Origin of the sequence: Streptomyces sp. NPDC005435, from assembly GCF_040703155.1 — a bacterium.
Taxonomy (GTDB): Bacteria; Actinomycetota; Actinomycetes; order Streptomycetales; family Streptomycetaceae; genus Streptomyces.
The window spans coordinates 171,488-192,117 of record NZ_JBEXEQ010000005.1; the positions used below are offsets into that span (position 1 = coordinate 171,488).

The 20,630-nt window shown below is 72.3% G+C and carries 19 protein-coding genes; 6 read left to right on the forward strand and 13 right to left on the reverse strand.

What is annotated here, in order from left to right:
• Positions 1–78: 78 nt before the first annotated feature.
• On the forward strand, positions 79–504 hold the full coding sequence (locus tag AB0898_RS08605; protein ID WP_366802087.1) for a hypothetical protein: 426 nt from the start codon (positions 79–81) through the stop codon (positions 502–504).
• A 109-nt stretch (positions 505–613) separates the two neighbouring features.
• On the opposite strand, the gene AB0898_RS08610 is transcribed toward AB0898_RS08605, so the two are convergent.
• Genes AB0898_RS08610 through deoC form a run of 3 tightly spaced genes read right to left on the reverse strand, consistent with a single transcriptional unit; the run spans position 614 to position 3,954 of the window.
• Positions 614–1,525 (reverse strand): aldehyde dehydrogenase family protein, encoded by a 912-nt coding sequence (locus AB0898_RS08610; RefSeq protein WP_366802088.1) that lies wholly within the window; start codon positions 1,523–1,525, stop codon positions 614–616.
• Positions 1,526–2,983 carry an aldehyde dehydrogenase family protein gene (locus AB0898_RS08615; RefSeq protein ID WP_366802089.1) on the reverse strand — a complete coding sequence of 486 codons (1,458 nt, stop codon included), beginning with the start codon at positions 2,981–2,983 and terminating at the stop codon, positions 1,526–1,528.
• Positions 2,984–2,988: 5 nt separating this feature from the next.
• Positions 2,989–3,954 (reverse strand): deoxyribose-phosphate aldolase, encoded by a 966-nt coding sequence (gene deoC / locus AB0898_RS08620; RefSeq protein WP_407078304.1) that lies wholly within the window; start codon positions 3,952–3,954, stop codon positions 2,989–2,991.
• A 136-nt stretch (positions 3,955–4,090) separates the two neighbouring features.
• On the opposite strand from deoC, the gene AB0898_RS08625 reads away from it, so the two are divergent.
• Positions 4,091–4,768, forward strand: a complete 678-nt coding sequence (locus AB0898_RS08625) for a PH domain-containing protein (RefSeq protein WP_366802091.1) — start codon at positions 4,091–4,093, stop codon at positions 4,766–4,768.
• Positions 4,769–5,162: 394 nt separating this feature from the next.
• Here the strand turns inward: AB0898_RS08625 and AB0898_RS08630 are convergent, their stop codons facing one another.
• The 5 genes from AB0898_RS08630 to AB0898_RS08650 all read right to left on the reverse strand — a co-directional run bounded on the left by AB0898_RS08630 (position 5,163) and on the right by AB0898_RS08650 (position 9,952).
• Positions 5,163–6,527, reverse strand: coding sequence for a hypothetical protein (locus AB0898_RS08630; RefSeq protein ID WP_366802092.1), 1,365 nt, complete (start codon positions 6,525–6,527; stop codon positions 5,163–5,165).
• Positions 6,528–6,613: 86 nt separating this feature from the next.
• On the reverse strand, positions 6,614–6,772 hold the full coding sequence (locus AB0898_RS08635) for a hypothetical protein (RefSeq protein ID WP_366802093.1): 159 nt from the start codon (positions 6,770–6,772) through the stop codon (positions 6,614–6,616).
• A gap of 76 nt (positions 6,773–6,848) precedes the next feature.
• The gene (locus AB0898_RS08640; protein WP_407078308.1) at positions 6,849–8,480 is read right to left on the reverse strand and encodes a phospho-sugar mutase; all 1,632 of its coding nucleotides are present in this window, start codon (positions 8,478–8,480) and stop codon (positions 6,849–6,851) included.
• Positions 8,481–8,544: 64 nt separating this feature from the next.
• Entirely contained in the window at positions 8,545–9,357 is an 813-nt protein-coding gene (locus tag AB0898_RS08645) for a purine-nucleoside phosphorylase (protein WP_199587853.1), read from the reverse strand.
• 157 nt (positions 9,358–9,514) lie between these two features.
• On the reverse strand, positions 9,515–9,952 hold the full coding sequence (locus AB0898_RS08650; RefSeq protein ID WP_366802094.1) for a gamma-glutamylcyclotransferase: 438 nt from the start codon (positions 9,950–9,952) through the stop codon (positions 9,515–9,517).
• Between the two features lie 1,132 nt (positions 9,953–11,084).
• Between AB0898_RS08650 and AB0898_RS08655 the strand changes: the two genes are divergently transcribed.
• Together AB0898_RS08655 and AB0898_RS08660 are read left to right on the forward strand one after the other, a co-directional pair.
• Positions 11,085–12,533 carry an NAD(P)H-quinone dehydrogenase gene (locus tag AB0898_RS08655; protein ID WP_366802095.1) on the forward strand — a complete coding sequence of 483 codons (1,449 nt, stop codon included), beginning with the start codon at positions 11,085–11,087 and terminating at the stop codon, positions 12,531–12,533.
• Positions 12,534–12,735: 202 nt separating this feature from the next.
• Positions 12,736–13,668, forward strand: a complete 933-nt coding sequence (locus AB0898_RS08660; RefSeq protein ID WP_366802097.1) for a DeoR/GlpR family DNA-binding transcription regulator — start codon at positions 12,736–12,738, stop codon at positions 13,666–13,668.
• Positions 13,669–14,003: 335 nt separating this feature from the next.
• Here the strand turns inward: AB0898_RS08660 and AB0898_RS08665 are convergent, their stop codons facing one another.
• Positions 14,004–15,776 (reverse strand): biotin carboxylase N-terminal domain-containing protein, encoded by a 1,773-nt coding sequence (locus tag AB0898_RS08665; RefSeq protein ID WP_366802098.1) that lies wholly within the window; start codon positions 15,774–15,776, stop codon positions 14,004–14,006.
• Between the two features lie 421 nt (positions 15,777–16,197).
• Here AB0898_RS08665 and AB0898_RS08670 point away from each other — a divergent pair, with 421 nt between their 5' ends.
• Complete coding sequence (locus tag AB0898_RS08670) at positions 16,198–16,731, forward strand: hypothetical protein (RefSeq protein WP_366802099.1); 534 nt, start codon at positions 16,198–16,200, stop codon at positions 16,729–16,731.
• Here AB0898_RS08670 and AB0898_RS08675 read toward each other — a convergent pair.
• The 4 genes from AB0898_RS08675 to AB0898_RS08690 all read right to left on the reverse strand — a co-directional run bounded on the left by AB0898_RS08675 (position 16,703) and on the right by AB0898_RS08690 (position 19,409).
• On the reverse strand, positions 16,703–17,320 hold the full coding sequence (locus AB0898_RS08675) for a nucleoside triphosphate pyrophosphatase (protein ID WP_361776264.1): 618 nt from the start codon (positions 17,318–17,320) through the stop codon (positions 16,703–16,705). The two genes, AB0898_RS08670 and AB0898_RS08675, sit on opposite strands and share 29 nt — an antisense overlap.
• A gap of 27 nt (positions 17,321–17,347) precedes the next feature.
• On the reverse strand, positions 17,348–17,476 hold the full coding sequence (mmpB, locus tag AB0898_RS08680; protein ID WP_366802100.1) for a morphogenic membrane protein MmpB: 129 nt from the start codon (positions 17,474–17,476) through the stop codon (positions 17,348–17,350).
• Positions 17,477–17,568: 92 nt separating this feature from the next.
• Positions 17,569–17,778, reverse strand: coding sequence for an acyl-CoA carboxylase epsilon subunit (locus AB0898_RS08685; RefSeq protein WP_366802101.1), 210 nt, complete (start codon positions 17,776–17,778; stop codon positions 17,569–17,571).
• Between the two features lie 29 nt (positions 17,779–17,807).
• Positions 17,808–19,409 carry an acyl-CoA carboxylase subunit beta gene (locus AB0898_RS08690; RefSeq protein WP_366802103.1) on the reverse strand — a complete coding sequence of 534 codons (1,602 nt, stop codon included), beginning with the start codon at positions 19,407–19,409 and terminating at the stop codon, positions 17,808–17,810.
• 110 nt (positions 19,410–19,519) lie between these two features.
• On the opposite strand from AB0898_RS08690, the gene AB0898_RS08695 reads away from it, so the two are divergent.
• Positions 19,520–20,380: a biotin--[acetyl-CoA-carboxylase] ligase gene (locus AB0898_RS08695; RefSeq protein ID WP_366802104.1), complete on the forward strand. Its 861-nt coding sequence runs from the start codon at positions 19,520–19,522 to the stop codon at positions 20,378–20,380.
• Positions 20,381–20,630: the final 250 nt, after the last annotated feature.

Consider the following 20,630-nt stretch of genomic DNA (forward strand, 5'->3'; position numbering starts at 1 on the left):
GCTTTGGAACGTGCGTCACACCTCAACTACCCTACGTGTCGACAGCATTACCCCGCGCACCCGAAGGTGGCACCAGCGATGGCCCGACACTCCGCACCCCGGACTCCCCGGAACCCGGCCCGGCGCGCCCTGATCGCCCTCGCGACGGCCGGAGCGGCCCTCGGCGCGGGCGCGGCGACGGCCCACGCCGACGCGTCCGCGCCCCTCGTGGACCTCCCCTCCCGCCCGACCTCCCTCGGCAAGGTGGACCCCCAGGCGGGCCTCTCCGCCCTCACCACCACCCTCGGCTACGCCACGGGCCCCATCGCCGGCCTCAAGCCCAACCCCCTCGCGGGCACGGGCGTGGACCCCCTGAACAACGGCATCGGCACCCAGCTCGCCGACTTCAAGCCGCTCACCTCCCAGGCCCTCACCGCGCCCATCGCCGAGGCTCGGTCGTTCGGCCACATTCCCGTCGTCGGCCAGGTGCTCGGCCTGCTCGGCGCGGGCACCCCGCAGAGCTGACCGGACCCCCCTCACGCGGCGAGCCGCGCCGCCCCCGCCTCGTGGACGGGGGCGACGCGGCTCGTGCGCGTAAGGAACGTACGGAGGTCGGGCGGGGGTCAGGCGGGGGTCAGTACGACGAACCCGCCGCGCCCAGCGCCCCGGTGGGGTGCCAGACCGTCTTCGTCTCCAGGAACGCCGTCATGCGGTCGATGCCCGGGGTCGCGGTGTAGTCCACAGGCTGTGGACGCAGGACGCGCTTGAGGTTGTCCGCCGCCGCGATCTCCAGGTCCTTCGCCAGGCCGGCGCCGGCGCCCGCGAGGTCGATCGCGTTGACGTCCTGGTGCGCGGCGAGGGGCGCGGCGATCTCCGCCGTGTCGCCGGACAGGATGTTGACGACACCGCCGGGCACGTCGGAGGTGGCCAGGACCTCGCCGAGGGAGAGGGCCGGGAGCGGGGACTTCTCGCTCGCGATCACCACCGCGGTGTTGCCCGTCGCGATCACCGGGGCGATCACCGAGACCAGGCCGAGGAAGGACGACTCCTGCGGGGCCAGCACGGCGACGACGCCGGTGGGCTCGGGGGAGGACAGGTTGAAGTACGGGCCCGCGACCGGGTTGGCGCCGCCGACCACCTGGGCGATCTTGTCCGTCCAGCCCGCGTACCAGACCCAGCGGTCGATGGCCGCGTCCACGACCGCCGCCGCCTTCGCCTTCGACAGGCCCTCGGCCTCGGCGACCTCGCGGACGAACTGGTCCTTGCGGCCCTCCAGCATCTCCGCGACGCGGTAGAGGACCTGGCCTCGGTTGTACGCGGTCGCGCCGGACCAGCCGCCGAACGCCTTGCGCGCGGCGACGACCGCGTCACGGGCGTCCTTACGGGACGACTGCGGCGCGTTCGCGAGCCAGTTGCCCTTCGTGTCGGTCACCTCGTACACCCGGCCGCTCTCGGAACGCGGGAACTTCCCGCCGACGTACAGCTTGTAGGTCTTGAAGACCGACAGCCGCGGCTCGGTCTTCTCCGTCTTCTCAACTGTGCTCATTTAGCGCTCGCCCTCCGGGCTCGACGGGGCGAGGTACGCCTCCAGGCCGTGGCGGCCGCCCTCGCGGCCGAAGCCCGACTCCTTGTAACCGCCGAACGGCGAGGTCGGGTCGAACTTGTTGAACGTGTTGGACCAGATCACGCCCGCGCGCAGCTTGTTGGCGACGGCGAGGATCCGCGAGCCCTTCTCGGTCCAGATGCCCGCCGAGAGGCCGTACTGCGTGTTGTTCGCCTTGGCGACCGCCTCGTCCGGGGTGCGGAAGGTGAGCACCGACAGGACGGGACCGAAGATCTCGTCGCGGGCGATGGTGTGCGCCTGGGTGACGTTCGTGAAGAGCGTCGGGGCGAACCAGTAGCCGGTGGAGGGGAGTTCACAGGCAGGGGACCAGCGCTCGGCGCCCTCCGCCTCGCCCTTCTCCGCGAGCGCGGTGATCCGGGCCAACTGCTCGGCGGAGTTGATCGCGCCGATGTCGGTGTTCTTGTCCAGCGGGTCACCGAGGCGCAGCGTGGACAGACGGCGCTTGAGGGCGTCGAGCAGCTCGTCCTGGATCGACTCCTGGACCAGCAGACGCGAGCCCGCGCAGCAGACCTGGCCCTGGTTGAAGAAGATGCCGGTGACGATGCCCTCGACGGCCTGGTCGATGGGCGCGTCGTCGAAGACGATGTTGGCGCCCTTGCCGCCCAGTTCCAGCGTGAGCTTCTTGTCCGTGCCCGCGACCGTGCGCGCGATCTCCTTGCCGACGGCCGTGGAGCCGGTGAAGGCGACCTTGTTCACGTCGGGGTGCGCGACCAGCGCGGCGCCCGCGTCGCCGTACCCGGGAAGGATGTTGACGACACCCTTGGGCAGGCCCGCCTGGCGGCAGATGTCCGCGAAGAACAGGGCGGACAGCGGGGTGGTCTCGGCGGGCTTGAGGACGACCGTGTTGCCCGCCGCGAGCGCGGGGGCGATCTTCCACGCCAGCATCAGCAGCGGGAAGTTCCACGGGATGACCTGGCCCGCGACGCCCAGCGGACGAGGGTTGGCGCCGAAGCCCGCGTGGTCGAGCTTGTCGGCCCAGCCCGCGTAGTAGAAGAAGTGCGCGGCGACCAGCGGGAGGTCCGCGTCGCGGGTCTCCTTGATCGGCTTGCCGTTGTCCAGGGTCTCCAGGACGGCCAGTTCGCGGCTGCGCTCCTGGATGATCCGGGCGATGCGGAACAGGTACTTGGCGCGCTCGGAGCCGGGCAGCGCCGACCACTTCGCGAACGCCTTGCGCGCGGCCTTCACCGCGCGGTCCACGTCGGCCTCGCCGGCCTGCGCGACCTCGGAGAGGACCTCCTCGGTGGACGGGGAGACGGTCTTGAAGACCTTGCCGTCGGCCGCCTCGGTGAACTCGCCGTCGATGAACAGGCCGTAGGAGGGGGCGATGTCGACGACCGAGCGGGACTCGGGCGCCGGTGCGTACTCGAAAAGGGAACCCATGGTGATCAGTCCACCGTCACGTAGTCGGGGCCGGAGTAGCGGCCGGTGGCCAGCTTCTGACGCTGCATCAGCAGGTCGTTCAGGAGCGAGGAGGCGCCGAAGCGGAACCAGTGGTTGTCCAGCCAGTCCTCGCCCGCGGTCTCGTTGACCAGGACGAGGAACTTGATCGCGTCCTTGGTCGTCCTGATGCCGCCCGCGGGCTTCACGCCGACCTGCACGCCGGTCTGGGCGCGGAAGTCGCGCACCGCCTCCAGCATGAGCAGGGTGTTGGCGGGGGTGGCGTTGACGGCCACCTTGCCGGTGGAGGTCTTGATGAAGTCCGCGCCCGCCATCATGCCGAGCCAGCTGGCGCGGCGGATGTTGTCGTACGTGGACAGCTCGCCGGTCTCGAAGATGACCTTCAGCCGGGCGCTGGTCCCGCAGGCCTCCTTCACGGCGGTGATCTCGTCGTGGACCTTCAGGTAATCGCCCGCGAGGAACGCGCCCCGGTCGATGACCATGTCGATTTCGTCGGCGCCCGCGGCGACGGCGTCACGCACGTCGGCCAGCTTCACGGGGAGCGCGGCGCGGCCGGCCGGGAAGGCGGTGGCGACCGAGGCGACCTTGACGCCGGACCCGGCGACGGCCTCCTTGGCGACGGCCACCATGTCGGGATAGACGCAGACGGCGGCGGTCGCCGGGGCCGTCCGGTCCGTCGGGTCCGGATGGACCGCCTTGGCGCCGAGCGCCCGGACCTTGCCGGGGGTGTCCGCGCCTTCCAGCGTCGTCAGGTCGACCATCGAGATGGCGAGGTCGATGGCGTACGCCTTCGCGGTGGTCTTGATGGATCGGGTGCCGAGGGCGGCGGCGCGCGCCTCCAGGCCGACCGCGTCGACGCCGGGCAGCCCGTGGAGGAAGCGGCGCAGCGTGCTGTCGGACGCGGTGACGTCGGCGAAAGCTGTCGCGGGAGCAGATGTGGTGGGCATGGTCACCAGACGAGCATATCTACGCGCGTAGCGGCTGTATACCCCCGGAGCGGGACGTAAAGACCCCGGTGCAGATCACGGTTGGGCGCCGGTTTCGGCACCGGTCGCGGGCGAGGCGGACATGTCGTGCAGAATCGGGGCCATGACGAGCCCGCAGCAGCAGACCGCGCCCCCGGCGCCCGCCCCCTCGGACCGGGTGCACCGTTCGCCGATGGGTATCGCCGGCGGGGTTCTGCTGTGCGCGCTCATCGGCTGGCTGGGCGTCGACGCGCTGCTGCGCGGTGCGGGGCGCACCCCCTGGCTCGCGCTCGCCGCGATGGCGCTGGTGCTGCCGCTCGTGATCGCCTTCACGCTGCGGCCCGCCGTGTTCGTGAACGAGCACCGGCTGCGGGTGCGCAACCCCTTCCGCGTGATCACCCTGCCCTGGGGGCAGGTCTCGGGGCTGCGCTCCAGCTACTCCAACGAGGTCTTCACCGGCTCCGGCGCCAAGTACCAGCTCTGGGCGATCCCGGTCTCCCTGCGCGCCCGCAAGCGCGCCGCCCGCCGGCAGACCCAGGCCGCCGCCTCGGCCGCCGGGACCGGCCGGCGCACCAACGGCTTCCTCGCCGCCTTCGCCGGGCCGCGCGTCGGCGGCTCCGGGCCCACCCCGGACGAGCCCGCCCGCGCCGCGACCGACAGCGTCATGAGCGACCTCCGCGAACTCCACGAGGACCACAAGGGCACCGCCGGCGGCGAGGTCGCGGTCCGCTGGGCGTACGAGATCCTGGGGCCGGTGCTGGTGGGGGCGGTCGCGCTCGCGGTGCTGCTGGCGACGGGCTGACCTCCGCGGCATGTGGCTCCCGGCCGAGGCGCCCGTACAGATCGAGGTCGTCCGCATCACCGACCCGCTGGCAGTCCCGCGCGGACGGCCTCACCGGTGACCTCGTCGCCCTCTGGGAGGACGACAGCGCACTCGCCCTGATCCGCGCCCTCCGCCCGGCGGCCTCCAGCGCTGCTTCTTCCCGGGCTGGGGCATCGACGTCCACGGCGGCGAGGGTTCCCGCTACCGGATGGCCTTCTGCCACGGCGCCCGCCTCCGGGGCCCGGCCGTTCCCGCCGGCCGGACGGGGATTCACGGCTTCGACGCCGGCAGCGGTCCGGCCCGCGAGCTGCTCGGGCGCTTCCGGGCGAGCGGGGCGGCCTGACCGCGTCGGTGTCCGGCTCCCGGCCGCCCGTCAGAACGGTGGTTCGGTGGAGTGGGCGCCGCTCCAGGCGGGTGCGGCCGGTGTGGGCCCCGGCTGCTGGAGGACTCGTACGGCTTCCGCGACGCGGCCGAGGCCGATGAGGTGCCCGGCACGGAGAGAGCCGTTGAACGCCGGGTGCTGTTCGAGGACCGCTACGGCTTCCTCGGTGCGGCCGGCCCCGGCGAGCAGCTCGGACAGGGCCCAGGCCGCGTACCAGGTGTCGCCCTCGGGGTGAGCCCGCGTCTGCTCGACCGCTTCGTCGAGCCGGCCGCGGTCGGCCATGAGCGGGAGCCTCAGCCGGAAGAATTCCCAGTCCTCCGCGCCGCCATGGCGAGCTCTGAGGGCGTCGAGGAAGGCCAGGCCGTCCTGCGCCAGGCCGTGTTCGGTGTACAGGGTGCACAGGGTGTGGACCACCCAGTCCTCCGCGCCGCCCGGCCGTTCGGCGAGCGCGCGCAGCACCTCGATCGCCTCGCCGGCCCGCCCGTGCCGGACCAGGAGCTCGGACAGCGGGACGGCCGCGTGCCACATTCCGTCCGGCGTGGCAGCGTACGCGCGGTAGGCGGCGATCGCGCCTTCCACGTCGCCGCGTTCCTCCAGCACCTCGGCAAGGCATCGCACGGCGTGCCCGTGGTGCTCGGACGCCGCGTACGCGCGCAGTTCCGTGATCCGGCCGTGCCTGGCCAGCAGGTCGGCCAGCTGGTCACGGTCGTTGACGGAAGTGACCTCGCGGGTGCGCAGCAGGGCGATCGCCTCCTCGGTCCGGCCCTGGCGCTCCCTGACCGTGGCGAGCAGGCCGACCGCGTTGGACGGCTCCCTCCGGAGGCGGTCGCAGCCGGGGTCGTCGCAGGCGGGGACCGCCGCCGCGATCCGGGCCTCCAGCAGGGCCGCCGCCTCCTCGTCCATGCCCGCCGCTTCGGCGACGTCCACCAGGCACTGGGCGAGGAACCAGTCCTCGATCCCGTCGCGCAGCAGCGCGAACGCCTCGCCGCCACGGCCGTGGCGGGCCAGCAGGCGCGCGAAGAAGTCCAGCGCGAGCCGGTCACCGGCCTCCGCGTACGGGCGGGACAGCGCGATCGCCTCCGCCGCCCGGCCCCAGCCCTCCAGCAGCTCCGCCCGGGCCCGCGCCGCCGGCCACCAGTTCGTGGCGACGTACGGCGCGAGCACCTCCAACGCCTGCTCGCGCCGCCCCCGGTGCCCGAGCAGCCGCGCCCACTCCAGCGCGCAGAACCACTCACCCCGGCCGGCCTGGAACTCCACCTCCCGCTCATGCCCGAGTTCGACAAGCCGCGCCACCAGCGGCGGAGGTATGCAGCCCGTCAACGTCCGGGCCCGGTAGTCGAGATCATCAGCGTCCACGACAGCGCACCCTAGCCGTCACCACCGACACGGCGGCCGGCGAGCGCGGGCGGGGCCGGGCCGGGTGCGGGTCGCTCCCCGCCCCGCTACGTGTCGAGGTACCGGTACCTGGCGTCCGCCGGAGTGACGAAGAGCCGGCCGTCCCGGATCTGCCACTCGGCCGTGCCGTCGATCTCGTGGCTGACGAGGAACAGGCCCTGGACGAGGTCTCCGTCGTGGGGTTGTAGCCGCCTGTCCTGTGGCAACCCGGCGAATTCACCTCGTATTTGACGAGGGCCCGCCTCCTCAAGGAGACGGGCCCTCGGTGTCGTACCGGCGGGGTCAGATGCCCGCTGCCTCCGACAGGTCTCGCTTGATCGCTGTCAGGAGGTCTGTCGCCTTCGCACGGGCCGACGGGAGGTCGCGGTGGGTGGGGACCGGGAGGACGACCTCCAGGTAGCACTTGAGCTTGGGTTCGGTGCCGCTGGGGCGGACGATGACGCGGGCGCCGTCCAGGGTGTAGCGGAGGCCGTCCGTGGGCGGGAGGGTGGCCGTGCCCCGGGTGAGGTCCTCCGCCGAGGTGACCGGCAGGCCCGCGAGCCGCGTCGGCGGGTGCTCGCGCAGGCGGCGCATCGCGTCCGCGATGACCGACAGGTCCTCCACACGGACCGAGAGCTGGTCGGTGGCGTGCAGTCCGTACGTCACCGCGATGTCGTCCAGGAGGTCGGTCAGGGTCCGGCCCTGTTCCTTCAGCTCCGACGCCAGCTCGGTGATCAGCAGCGCGGCCGTGATGCCGTCCTTGTCGCGTACGCCCTCGGGGTCGACGCAGTAGCCGAGCGCCTCCTCGTACCCGAAGCGCAGGCCCTCCACGCGGGCGATCCACTTGAAGCCCGTAAGGGTCTCCTCGTAGGGGACACCGGCCCGCTCCGCGATCCGGCCCAGCAGCGAGGACGAGACGATGGACTCCGCGAACGTGCCCCGCGCACCCCGGCGCACCAGGTGCTCGGCGAGCAGCGCGCCCACCTCGTCGCCGCGCAGCATGCGCCAGCCGGCGCCGTCGCGCACGGCCACCGCACACCGGTCGGCGTCGGGGTCGTTGGCGATCACGAGGTCGGGGTCCGTCGCGCGGGCCGCCGCGAAGGCGAGGTCCATCGCGCCGGGCTCCTCCGGGTTGGGGAAGGCCACGGTGGGGAAGTCCGGGTCGGGCTCGGCCTGTTCGGCCACCAGCACCGGCTCCGGGAAGCCCGCCCGCGCGAACGCCGCGAGCAGCACGTCCTTGCCGACGCCGTGCATCGCCGTGTAGACGGTACGGGCCGTACGCGCCGAGTCCTTCGCGAGGACCGCGTCCGTACGGGCCAGATACGCGTCCAGGACCTCGTCGCCGAGGATCTCCCAGCCGGACTCCGGGCGCGGTACGCCGGCGAGCGCCGCCACCGCGTCGATCTCCGCCGCGATCTCCGCGTCGGCGGGCGGGACGATCTGGGAGCCGTCGCCGAGGTACACCTTGTAGCCGTTGTCCCGGGGCGGGTTGTGGCTCGCGGTGACCTCCACGCCCGCGGCCGCGCCGAGGTGCCGTATGGCGTACGCGAGGACGGGGGTGGGCAGCGGACGGGGCAGTACGGCCGCGCGCAGTCCGGCGCCGGTGATCACGGCGGCGGTGTCCCGCGCGAAGTCGGCCGACTTGTGCCGGGCGTCGTAGCCGATGACGACCAGGCCGTCCGGCTGCCCCTTCGCCTTGAGGTACGCGGCGAGACCGGCGGCGGCGCGGATCACGACCGCGCGGTTCATCCGCATCGGGCCCGCGCCCAGCTCGCCGCGCAGTCCGGCCGTACCGAACTGGAGGGTGCCGCTGAAGCGCGCCGCCAGCTCGTCGGTGTCCCCGGCGTCGAGGAGCGCGGCCAGTTCCGCGCGGGTCTCGGGGTCGGGGTCCTCGGCCAGCCACGCCCGGGCCCGCGCGATGAGTTCGTCCTGCACGTCGTCCTGCACGTCCTGCACCTCGGGTGAACCTCTCTCTCGATCTGTCCGCTGCGGGCCGTTGCTACAGCCGGTTCAGCACCTGTCCCAGCAGCTCGCCCATGTGCGCCGCCGAGTCGCGGCCCGCCTGGAGGACCTCCTCGTGGTTCAGGGGCTCGCCGGTCATGCCCGCGGCGAGGTTGGTGACCAGGGAGATGCCGAGCACCTCGGCGCCGGCCTCGCGTGCGGCGATGGCCTCCAGCACCGTGGACATGCCGACCAGGTCGGCGCCGATGGTACGAGCCATGCGGATCTCGGCCGGGGTCTCGTAGTGCGGGCCGGGGAACTGCGCGTAGACGCCCTCCTCCAGGGAGGGGTCGATCTCCTTGCACAGGGCGCGCAGGCGCGGCGAGTACAGGTCCGTGAGGTCGACGAAGTTGGCGCCGACGATCGGGGAGGTGGCCGTCAGGTTCAGGTGGTCGCTGATCAGCACCGGCTGGCCGGGGCGCATGCCCTCGCGCAGACCGCCGCAGCCGTTGGTCAGCACGATGGTCTTGCAGCCGGCGGCGACGGCGGTACGCACACCGTGCGCGACGGCGGCGACGCCACGGCCCTCGTAGTAGTGCGTACGGCCCAGGAACACCAGGGCGCGCTTGGCCCCGAAGGTGTACGAGCGGATCTTGCCGCCGTGGCCCTCGACGGCGGGCGGCGGGAAGCCGGGCAGCTCGGTCACCGCGAACTCGGCGTCGGGCGCGCCCAGCGCGTCCACGGCCGGGGCCCAGCCGGAGCCCATCACGAGGGCGACGTCGTGGGTCTCGGCACCCGTGAGTTCGCGCAGGCGCGCGGCGGCGGCGTCGGCGGCGGCGTGGGGGTCGTCCGGAAGGAGAGATGCGTTCACGGCACGAGGGTAGCCGGTCTTCGCCTACGCGCGTAGATGACGGGGCTCACGGGAATGCGATCGTTGTCAGGGAGATTTCGGGGAAGGGTGGGCAAACCGTTGGTGAAGGGGCGGGGGTCCCTCGGGCGGCGGCTTGGGGCGGGGCTCTTGGCGCGGCTCAGCAGGGGCGCTTGCGCAGTTCCATCACGTAGTCGTGCGGGGCGCCTGCGGACTCGGCGGCGTCTGCGAGTTCGCCGAGGTAGCGGGCGGAGGGGAGACCGCCCTCGTAGCCGTTGAGGACGTACACCCAGGCGGGCTCCTCGCCGTCCAGGGTGTGTACGCGGACCTTCAGGCGCCGGTAGACGCCGAGGCCTACGCCCTCCCAGCGGTCCAGCGACTCCTCGTCCATCGGCGCGATGTCGTACAGCCCGACGAAGACCTGCGCCCCGGGCTCCTCCACCAGCGTCGCCAGCGCGCCCTCCCACCCGAGCTGCTCCCCGCCGAAGGTCAGCCGCCAGCCGTTCAGCCAGCCGGTCGCGCGCAGCGGTGAATGCGGGGCGCGGCGCGACATCAGCCGCGCGTCGAGGTTGCCGGCGTAGGCGGCGTAGAGCGACATGGACAGAGGGTACGGCAGGGGTGAGGGGGGCTCCTGAAGCCGGAGGGGTACCGCTCCATGGTCACTGGGGGGAGTCGGCGTGTGCCCCTTCGGGCAGCCGGGACGGCTCGGGGCGCGTTCCTTCCGGGTGCCGGGGCCGGCCCCCGGTGTGGTGCCCCTCCCTGCCGGGCTCCGGGATGCCGGTACCCCCACCTGTCGGACCTCGGCAAGCCGGACGCATGCCCTCCCCGAATCGCCGGAAGACCGGCCGCCGGCCCCCGCCGATCCGTCGGAGACGCGGTGCGTGGCCCTACGACCCGCCGGGAACGCCCGGTGTGCACCGCTGCGGATTCGCCGGGAGGCGGGGTGGTCGGGTAGTCGGCCTATGCCGACCAGCCGGGACACCGGCCCCGAGCCCCGGCCGAACCGTCGGAGACGCGGCGGTCTTCCGAGCCGCCCGGATGCCCCGGCGTGCGCCCCCGCTGGGCTTGGGGAAGCCGGGCCCCTGCCCCGTCGATCCGGTCGGGACACCGGGCCCCTGCCTCCACCGCTCCGTCGTAGACGCGGCGCTCCGAGCTGCCTGGACGTCGCGGCGGATACCCCTGCCGGGCCTCGGAAAGCCGGGCGCATGCCCCCGTCGATCCGGTCGGGGCACCGGCTCCCTGCCCCGACCGATCCGTCGGAGACGCGGCGCGCGGCCCTCCGAGCCGGCCAGGCGCCCCGGCGGGCTCCCCTGTCGGCTCTCGGGAAGCCCGGCGCATGCCCCTGCCGACCTGTCGGGACACCGGCCTCGTGCCCCCACCGAGCCGTCGTAGACGCGGCGAGTGGCCCTCTGAACTGCCCGGATGTACCGGCGGGCGACCCTGCCAGGTCTCGGTAAGCCGGGCGCATGCCCCCCGTAGATCCGTTGGGACACCGGGCCCCTGCCCCGGCCGAGTCGTCGTAGACGCGGCGCGTAGCCCTTCGAGCCGCCCGTACGTCCCGGTGGGTGCCCCGCCGAGCCGTCGGACACTTCCCGTGCCGCTCCCGTCGATCCCTGGGGCACTTCCCGTGCCGCTCCCGTCGAGCCGTCGGAGACTTCCCGTGCCGTCCCCGTCGAACCGTCGGAGACATCTCGCCCCCGCCGAACCGTCGGAGACCCGCGTGCGGGAGAATGGGGTACGTGACTCGGATCGTGATCATCGGTGGTGGACCCGGCGGGTACGAGGCGGCGCTGACGGCGGCGCAGCTCGGCGCGGAGGTGACCGTCGTGGACTGCGACGGTCTGGGCGGGGCGTCGGTGCTGACCGACTGCGTACCGTCGAAGACGCTCATCGCCACGGCGGAGGTGATGACCACGTTCGACTCCTCCTACGAGGAGCTGGGGATCATCGTCGCCGACGACACCCCGCACATCGAGCAGGCCGCCCGCGTCGTCGGCGTGGACCTCGGCAAGGTCAACCGCCGGGTGAAGCGGCTCGCGCTCGCCCAGTCGCACGACATCACCGCCTCCGTCACGCGCGCCGGCGCCCGCGTCATGCGCGGCCGGGGCCGCCTGGAGGGCATGCAGGCGCTCGACGGCTCCCGCAAGGTCGTCGTCACCGCCGCCGACGGCTCCGAGGAGACCCTCACCGCCGACGCCGTCCTCATCGCGACCGGCGGCCACCCCCGCGAGGTCCCCGACGCGCAGCCCGACGGCGAGCGCATCCTGAACTGGACCCAGGTCTACGACCTCGACGAGCTGCCCGAAGAGCTGATCGTGGTCGGCTCCGGCGTCACCGGTGCCGAGTTCGCCGGCGCGTACCAGGCGCTCGGCTCCAAGGTCACCCTCGTCTCCTCCCGCGACCGCGTGCTGCCCGGCGAGGACCCGGACGCCGCCGCCGTCCTGGAGGACGTCTTCCGCCGCCGGGGCATGAACGTCATGGCCCGCTCCCGCGCCCAGTCCGCCAAGCGGGTCGGCGACCGGGTCGAGGTCACGCTCGCGGACGGCCGCGTCATCACCGGTACGCACTGTCTGATGGCGGTCGGCGCGATCCCCAACAGCGCCGGGCTCGGCCTGGAGGAGGCCGGCGTCAAGCTGCGCGAGTCGGGCCACATCTGGACCGACCGGGTGTCGCGTACGACCGCGCCGGGCGTGTACGCCGCCGGTGACGTCACCGGTGTCTTCGCGCTCGCCTCGGTGGCCGCGATGCAGGGCCGTATCGCGATGTACCACTTCCTCGGCGACTCGGTGGCCCCGCTGAACCTCAAGACGGTCTCCTCGAACGTCTTCACCGACCCCGAGATCGCCACCGTCGGCTACACCCAGGCCGACGTGGACGCGGGCAAGATCGACGCGCGCGTGGTCAAGCTGCCGCTGCTGCGCAACCCGCGCGCCAAGATGCAGGGCATCCGGGACGGCTTCGTCAAGATCTTCTGCCGTCCGGGCACGGGGATCGTCGTCGGCGGTGTGGTCGTCGCGCCGCGCGCCTCGGAACTCATCCACCCGATCTCGATCGCCGTGGACAACAACCTGACGGTCGAACAGATCGCGAAGGCGTTCACGGTCTACCCGTCCCTGTCGGGCTCGATCGCGGAGGTGGCGCGGCAGCTGCACACGCGGAAGGCGGGCGTGGAGGGCTGAGCGGGTCTTTCCGCTCCTTCGCTCTTCGCCGAACACCGAACTCCCCGCCGGGCGCGGGGAGTTCTCGTGTTTCCGGCGGCACTGCGGTGTACGGCAGTACGCGGTGGTTCCTATACCACCTCGGGCACCACACTGCGAACAACTTCTGCTATTCGGCGCAAACTGCTGAAAGCAGACGGTCGTTGGGGTTACTGTCAGTTTCGTGTTCGCTGCAGAACGTCGTCAATTGATCCTCGAAATGGTGCGAGCGAACGGGGCCGTGTCGCTCCGTGAACTCGCCCGTGTCGTCCAGACCTCCGAAGTGACCGTACGGCGGGACGTGCGCGCGCTGGAGGCAGAAGGACTCCTCGACCGCCGGCACGGCGGTGCGGTGTTGCCGGGCGGGTTCACGCGAGAGTCCGGCTTCCCGCAGAAGTCCCATCTCGCGACCGCCGAGAAAACGGCCATCGCCGATACCGCGGCGGGACTCGTCGAAGAGGGCGAGGCCATCGTGGTCGGCGCCGGTACGACCACGCAGGAGCTGGCCCGCAGACTGGCCCGGGTGCCCGGGCTGACCGTGGTCACCAACTCCCTGCTGGTGGCCCAGGCGTTGGCCCATGCCAACCGGGTGGAGGTCGTCATGACCGGGGGCACGCTGCGGGGCTCCAACTACGCCCTCGTGGGCTCCGGGGCCGAGCAGTCCCTCCAAGGGCTGCGCGTCTCCAAGGCGTTCCTCTCCGGGAGCGGGCTCACCGCCGAGCGCGGGCTGTCCACGTCCAACATGCTGTCGTCCTCCGTCGACCGGGCGCTCGTCCAGGCGGCCGCCGAGGTCGTGGTCCTCGCGGACCACACCAAGCTTGGCACCGACACCATGTTCCAGACCGTTCCGACCGAGCTCATCACCCGTCTGGTCACCGATGATCCGCCTCCGCACGATGATCGCGCGGCTACGGAGCTGCAGGCTCTTGCCGATCAGGGGGTGCAGATCGTTGTCGCCGGGGCGGGTGGGGGGAGCGGGGCGGGGGCCGAGGGGGCCTCTGCGGCTCCCCGGCAACGGCCTCTTCCCGGGCCTCGTCGGGCTCAGATCCCGCCGGCTGCGTTGCGGTCGGCGGCTGGGATGAGTGAGGGGCGCGTCGCGGATTTGCGGCGTAGGTAGGGTGCCGTTGGGGGTGCGGTGTGGGGGTGTGTGGGGCCGTTGTGGCCGGTCGCGCAGTTCCCCGCGCCCCTTGGGGGTGGCTTGCGTTGAGTTGCTTGTGCGGGTTCGTGGTGGTTGATCGCGCAGTTCCCCGCGCCCCTTGGGGTGGCTTGCGTTGAGGGGCCTGTGCGGGTTCGTTGTGGCCGGTCGCGCAGTTCCTCGCGCCCCTTGGGGTGGCTTGGGTTGAGTTGCTTGTGCGGGGCCGTTTGGGCTGGTCGCGTAGTTCCTCGCGCCCCTTTGGGGGGAAACGGGGGACGCCCGGCCGGGGCCGGGCGTCCTGGGGGGGGGCCGCTTGGTCAGTCCTTGATTTCGCAGATGGATGCGCCCGAGGTGATCGACGCGCCGACCTCGGCTGTCAGGCCCTTGATGGTGCCGGAGCGGTGGGCGTTGAGGGGTTGTTCCATCTTCATGGCCTCCAGGACGACTACGAGGTCGCCCTCCTTGACCTCCTGGCCCTCCTCGACCGCGATTTTGACGATCGTGCCCTGCATGGGGGAGGCGAGGGTGTCGCCGGAGGCGACGGGGCCGGACTTCTTGGCGGCGCGGCGCTTCGGCTTGGCGCCGGCGGCGAGGCCGGTGCGGGCCAGGGACATGCCGAGGGAGGACGGGAGGGAGACCTCAAGGCGCTTGCCGCCGACCTCGACCACGACCGTCTCGCGGCCCAGCTCCTCGTCCGCGTCCGCGTCGGCGGGGGCGGTGAAGGGCTTGATGTCGTTGACGAACTCGGTCTCGATCCAGCGGGTGTGGACCTGGAAGGGGTCCGCGGAGCCCGTCAGCTCGGGGGCGAAGGCGGGGTCGCGGACGACCACGCGGTGGAACGGGATCGCCGTGGCCATGCCCTCGACCTGGAACTCGTCCAGCGCGCGGGCGGCCCGCTCCAGGGCCTCCTTGCGGGTACGGCCGGTGACGATCAGCTTGGCCAGCAGCGAGTCCCACGCCGGGCCGATGACCGAGCCGGACTCCACGCCCGCGTCCAGGCGGACACCGGGACCGGACGGCGCGTCGAAGCGGGTGACCGTACCGGGGGCGGGGAGGAAGCCCCGGCCCGGGTCCTCGCCGTTGATGCGGAACTCGAAGGAATGGCCGCGCAGCTTCGGGTCGTCGTAGCCCAGTTCCTCGCCGTCGGCGATGCGGAACATCTCGCGCACCAGGTCGATGCCCGCGACTTCCTCGGTCACCGGGTGCTCGACCTGGAGCCGGGTGTTGACCTCCAGGAAGGAGATCGTGCCGTCCTGGCCGACCAGGAACTCACAGGTGCCGGCGCCCTCGTACCGGGCCTCCTTGAGGATGGCCTTGGACGCGCGGTACAGCTCCGCGACCTGCTTCTTGGAGAGGAACGGCGCGGGGGCCTCCTCCACCAGCTTCTGGTGCCGGCGCTGGAGCGAGCAGTCACGGGTGGAGACGACGACCACGTTGCCGTGCTTGTCGGCCAGGCACTGGGTCTCCACGTGCCGCGGACGGTCCAGGTAGCGCTCGACGAAGCACTCGCCCCGGCCGAAGGCCGCGACCGCCTCGCGGACCGCCGAGTCGTACAGCTCCGGCACCTCTTCGAGGGTGCGGGCGACCTTCAGACCGCGACCGCCACCGCCGAAGGCGGCCTTGATCGCGATCGGCAGGCCGTGCTCCTTGGCGAAGGCCACGACCTCGTCGGCCCCGGAGACCGGGTCCGGCGTACCGGCGACCAGCGGGGCACCGGCGCGCTGCGCGATGTGCCGCGCGGCGACCTTGTCACCCAGGTCCCGGATCGCCTGCGGCGGCGGGCCGATCCAGATCAGGCCCGCGTCCAGCACGGCCTGCGCGAACTCGGCGTTCTCCGAGAGGAAGCCGTAGCCCGGGTGGATGGCGTCCGCGCCGGACTCCCGGGCGGCGTTCAGGACCTTCTCGATGTCCAGGTAACTGGTGGCCGGAGTGTCACCGCCCAGGGCGAACGCCTCATCCGCGGCCCGGACGTGCAGAGCGTCCCGGTCCGGGTCGGCGTATACGGCCACGCTCGCGATCCCGGCGTCCCGGCAGGCCCGGGCTACGCGGACAGCGATTTCGCCACGGTTGGCGATGAGCACCTTGCGCACGATTGAGGCTCCCTCCTTGAAACAAGCCGAGTTTAGGGACTGCCGACACGGCACTACGACCCGTCCCCAATGGTGAGCTTGCCCACACGGAGCGTGATGCGAGGCCCACTCGTTCCACGAAAGCCCATGTCGCACCTGGGTGCGCAGGACTCCACCGGAAAACCCTAGCCCTGCCATGTGGCCAAGGTCTCTGTGAAAGCGTGCTGCGGGCCACGCGGTTTCTTTGTGGAGTCCCTACGAATGGCCCAATGATTCTTTGCGGCCGGGCCGCCCCTTGTCCTCCGCTTTACCCTCCGCCGGCCCCTCCCGGCCGGCCGCGACCGGATGTACCGTTCGCGGTTGACCCGAACGTACTTCGGGTAACAGCAGTTCTGTTCGGACTCGGGTCGAGAGTGGGTGGGGGCCGGTGGTGCGCAGACCGGTGGCATGGATCGTGACGTTCGTCCTGCTGGCCGAGGGCTGCGTCATCGCGGCGTTCAACTGGTTCCTCGGCATGATCGCCGACCGCCAGCACATGTCGCTGGCCGGAGTCGACCCCGATCTGATGTCCGTGTCCTCGAAGGCCGGCGGCGTGGTCTTCGGGCTCTACTTCGCGCTCTGCGCGCTCGTCTCCCTGCTGGTCGCGGTGCGCGACCGCGCCCCGGCCGGGTTCGGCCGCATCCTGCTGATCAGCGCCGCCGTGGTGAACGCGGTACTGGGCGCCGCCGCCCTGGCCCTCACGGACCCGGCGGTGTTCATCACCCTGATGGTGGCCTTCGCCCTGCTCGTCCTGCTCCTGATGACCTACGACGCGGAGCCCGCACCGCAGGCGGTGGACGGCGGCGCCCCCGGCAAGGGCGGCGACGGTACGGCGGCTGCCGAGGCCGCGCCCCGAGCCGCCGGGATACCGGCGCCCCGCAGCGAGGACAAGCCGGGCCGCGCCCCCTTCACTCGGACGGCGCCCACAACTCCGTGATGCCCACGCCCAGTTCGGCGAGGAGCTTGCGGACCAGGGGCAGGCTGATGCCGATCACGTTGCCGTGGTCGCCGTCGATGCCCTCGATGAACGGCGCCGAACGGCCGTCCAGCGTGAACGCCCCGGCGACGTGCAGCGGCTCGCCCGAGGCGACGTAGGCGGCGATCTCCTCGTCCGAGGGCTCGCCGAAGCGGACCACCGTGGAGGCGGTCGCGGACACGTACCGCTTCGCCGTCGTGTCCCACACACAGTGGCCGGTCTGGAGCACCCCGGCCCGGCCGCGCATCGCCTTCCAGCGGGCGGTGGCCTCCTCGGCGTCGGCGGGCTTGCCGAGCGCCTGCCCGTCCAGTTCGAGCACCGAGTCGCAGCCGATCACCAGCGCCCCTTGCACCTCGGGCTTCGCCGCGACCACGGACGCCTTCGCCTCGGCCAGCGCGAGCGCCAGCTCGGCCGGGGTCGGCGCCGTGACGGCGTCCTCGTCGACCCCGCTGACGATCACCTCCGGCGCGAGCCCGGCCTGCCGCAGCAGGCCCAGCCGGGCGGGGGACTGGGAGGCGAGAACGAGACGGCGGCGCTGCTGGTCGGTCATGCCGTCAGCGTAGCGCCGCCGGGCGGCTCACCTCAGGCCGATCACGATCATCGTCAGCACCATCGCCAGGGCCACGAAGAGGCCGAGCCGCCTGAGTCTCTCCTCCATCCGGCGGAGTTCCTCGGGCGGCTCGTCATCGGGGTCTGACCACAGCATGCTCCCCAGCGTGCGGGGGCGGCCGGGTCCGGCGCCTGAGTACGCGTACTCAGCTGAGGCGGCTCTTCCGCATCCCGGCCGTGCCCCGCGGGTCAGCCCGGCCAGTAGGTGCGGCCCCAGGACGCCGGGCCCGGCCGCGGCAGCCGGCGGTCCGCGATCCGGGCCGGGTCGGACCACGCGTCCCGTACGCCCGCCGCGCCGGACGGCGCCTCGGCGGCCGCCACGGCGCGGGCCCGGACCACCGCCAGTGCGGCGGCCAGCTCCTCCGGGGTCGGATTGCCTCGTACGACCTTGATGTTCATGACGGCTCCCGGTCTACGGCTGGGCGGTCCTACAGGGGGATGTTGCCGTGCTTCTTCGGAGGCAGGGATTCCCGCTTCGTACGCAGTTGACGCAGACCCCGCACGATGTGGGAGCGGGTGTCGGACGGCATGATCACCGCGTCGACGTAGCCGCGCTCGGCCGCGACGTACGGGTTGAGCAGCGTGTCCTCGTACTCCTGGATCAGCCGCGCCCGCGTGGCCTCGCCCTCGCCGGCCGCCTCCGCCTCCGCGATGGTGCGGCGGTGCAGGATGTTGACGGCGCCCTGTGCGCCCATGACCGCGATCTGCGCGGTGGGCCAGGCGAGGTTGAGGTCGGCGCCCAGGTGCTTGGAGCCCATCACGTCGTACGCCCCGCCGAACGCCTTGCGGGTGATGACGGTGATCAGCGGGACGGTGGCCTCGGCGTAGGCGTAGATCAGCTTCGCGCCCCGGCGGATGATGCCGTCGTGCTCCTGGCCGACGCCGGGCAGGAAGCCGGGGACGTCCACGAAGGTGAGCACGGGGATGTTGAAGGCGTCGCAGGTGCGCACGAAGCGGGCGGCCTTCTCGCTCGCCTTGATGTCCAGGCACCCCGCGAACTGCATCGGCTGGTTGGCGACGAGCCCCACCGGGTGCCCCTCGACCCGGCCGAACCCGGTGAGGATGTTCGGCGCGAACAGCGCCTGCGTCTCGAAGAACTCCCCGTCGTCCAGGACGTGTTCGAGCACCGTGTGCATGTCGTACGGCTGGTTCGCGCTGTCCGGCACCAGGGTGTCCAGCTCGCGGTCCTCGTCGGTGACGGCGAGGTCGGCCTCCTCGGCGAAGACCGGGGCCTCGCTGAGGTTGTTCGACGGCAGGTAGGACAGCAGCTGCTTGATGTACTCGATCGCGTCCTTCTCGTCGCCCGCCATGTGGTGGGCCACGCCGGAGGCGGTGTTGTGCGTACGGGCGCCGCCCAGCTCCTCGAAGCCGACGTCCTCTCCGGTGACGGTCTTGATCACGTCGGGCCCGGTGATGAACATGTGGCTGGTCCGGTCGACCATGACGGTGAAGTCGGTGATCGCGGGGGAGTAGACGGCACCGCCGGCGCAGGGCCCGACCACCAGGCTGATCTGCGGAATCACCCCGGACGCGTGCGTGTTGCGGCGGAAGATCTCGCCGTACGCCCCGAGCGAGGCGACCCCCTCCTGGATGCGGGCGCCGCCGGAGTCGTTGATGCCGATGATGGGACAGCCCGTCTTGAGCGCGAAGTCCATCACCTTGACGATCTTCTGCCCGTACACCTCGCCGAGCGCCCCGCCGAACACGGTGAAGTCCTGCGAGAACACAGCCACCGGACGCCCGTCCACCGTGCCGTACCCGGTCACGACCCCGTCGCCGTACGGCCGGTTCGCCGCAAGCCCGAAATTGGTCGACCGGTGCCGGGCGAACTCGTCCAGCTCCACGAACGACCCCTCGTCCAGCAGGAGTTCCACCCGCTCACGAGCCGTCAGCTTGCCCTTCGCGTGCTGCTTCTCCACGGCCCGCGCCGACCCGGCGTGCGTCGCCTCATCGATCCGCCGCGTGAGATCCGCGAGCTTCCCCGCGGTCGTGTGAATGTCGATCTCGTGACGCTCTTCCGGCTCGGACATCGGGATGCGGCTCCCTGCCTGCTCAAAAGGGGGACGGTCAAGTCATCCGTAGCGTAGTGGGGTGCCCGGGGGTCGGCAGTGCGGTCTTTCCCACACCTAGGGTTACTTGCATGACGCCCCGCGATGCAGCAGAGAACAGCCGTTGGTCCGATCTGGACCGTCCGCCCCTGAACGCCGCCGCGTTGCGGCGGGCGCTGGTGCGGGAGGGCGGGCTGTGGTCGGGGGTCGAGGTGGTGCGGAGTACGGGGTCGACCAACTCCGATCTGGTCGCGCGGGCGAACGCGGGGGAGGCGGACGAGGGGGCGGTGCTGGTCGCCGAGGCGCAGACGGCGGCGCGGGGGCGGCTCGACCGGCGGTGGACGGCTCCGGCGCGCTCGGGGCTGTTCTTCTCCGTCCTGCTGCGGCCCGCCGAGGTGCCGATGGAGCGGTGGGGCTGGCTGCCGCTGCTCACCGGGGTCGCGGTGGCCACCGCGCTGTCCCGTACGGCGGGTGTCGACACGGCCCTGAAGTGGCCCAACGACCTCCTGGTCACCGTCGGCGGCGAGGAGCGCAAGGCCGGCGGCATCCTCGCCGAGCGGGCCGGTGCGGACGGGGTGGTCATCGGCGTCGGCCTCAACGTCACCCTGCGCGCCGACGAGCTGCCGGTCCCCCAGGCGGGCTCCCTTCTCCTGGCCGGCGCCGCGAACACCGACCGCGACCCCCTGCTGCGCGCGGTCCTGCGCTCACTTGAGGAGTGGTACGACCGCTGGCGCGCGGCCTCCGGCGACCCCACCGCGAGCGGCCTCCAGGCCACCTACGCGGCCGGCTGCGCCACCCTCGGCCGCCAGGTCCGCGCGGAACTCCCGGGCGACCGGGTCCTGCGCGGCGAGGCGACGGCCATCGACGGGGACGGGCGGCTGGTCATCGTGACGGCGGAGGGGGAGCGGGAGGCTGTGGGGGCGGGGGACATCGTGCATGTGCGGCCGGAGTAGGGCCCCGGCCAGGGGGTCGGGCTGGATCGGGTGGGGCCCGGGCGGGGGGCGTCGGATCGGCTCAGAGGGTGCTCCCGGCTGAAGAAGCTGGGGCTGTGGTCGTGCTCCGCTGCCGTATGCCCGTATGCCCGTATGCCCGTATGCCCGTATGCCCGTATGCCCGTATGCCGGGCCGGCCCGGAGCGCCCGGTCTGGGAGGTCGAGGCGTCTTGGGGGCGCCCAGCCGGGGCATGGCGGCTCGGAGTGCTCT

Coding starts and splice junctions, on each gene's coding strand:
- AB0898_RS08675 (WP_361776264.1), bottom strand. CDS start 17,320: ATGACCGACCAGCAGCGCCGCCGTCTCGTTCTCGCCTCCCAGTCCCCC.
- AB0898_RS08615 (WP_366802089.1), bottom strand. CDS start 2,983: ATGGGTTCCCTTTTCGAGTACGCACCGGCGCCCGAGTCCCGCTCGGTC.
- AB0898_RS08690 (WP_366802103.1), bottom strand. CDS start 19,409: ATGTCCGAGCCGGAAGAGCGTCACGAGATCGACATTCACACGACCGCG.
- AB0898_RS08685 (WP_366802101.1), bottom strand. CDS start 17,778: ATGAACATCAAGGTCGTACGAGGCAATCCGACCCCGGAGGAGCTGGCC.
- AB0898_RS08605 (WP_366802087.1), top strand. CDS start 79: ATGGCCCGACACTCCGCACCCCGGACTCCCCGGAACCCGGCCCGGCGC.
- AB0898_RS08655 (WP_366802095.1), top strand. CDS start 11,085: ATGGGGTACGTGACTCGGATCGTGATCATCGGTGGTGGACCCGGCGGG.
- AB0898_RS08650 (WP_366802094.1), bottom strand. CDS start 9,952: ATGTCGCTCTACGCCGCCTACGCCGGCAACCTCGACGCGCGGCTGATG.
- mmpB (WP_366802100.1), bottom strand. CDS start 17,476: ATGCTGTGGTCAGACCCCGATGACGAGCCGCCCGAGGAACTCCGCCGG.
- AB0898_RS08695 (WP_366802104.1), top strand. CDS start 19,520: ATGACGCCCCGCGATGCAGCAGAGAACAGCCGTTGGTCCGATCTGGAC.
- AB0898_RS08610 (WP_366802088.1), bottom strand. CDS start 1,525: ATGAGCACAGTTGAGAAGACGGAGAAGACCGAGCCGCGGCTGTCGGTC.
- AB0898_RS08625 (WP_366802091.1), top strand. CDS start 4,091: ATGACGAGCCCGCAGCAGCAGACCGCGCCCCCGGCGCCCGCCCCCTCG.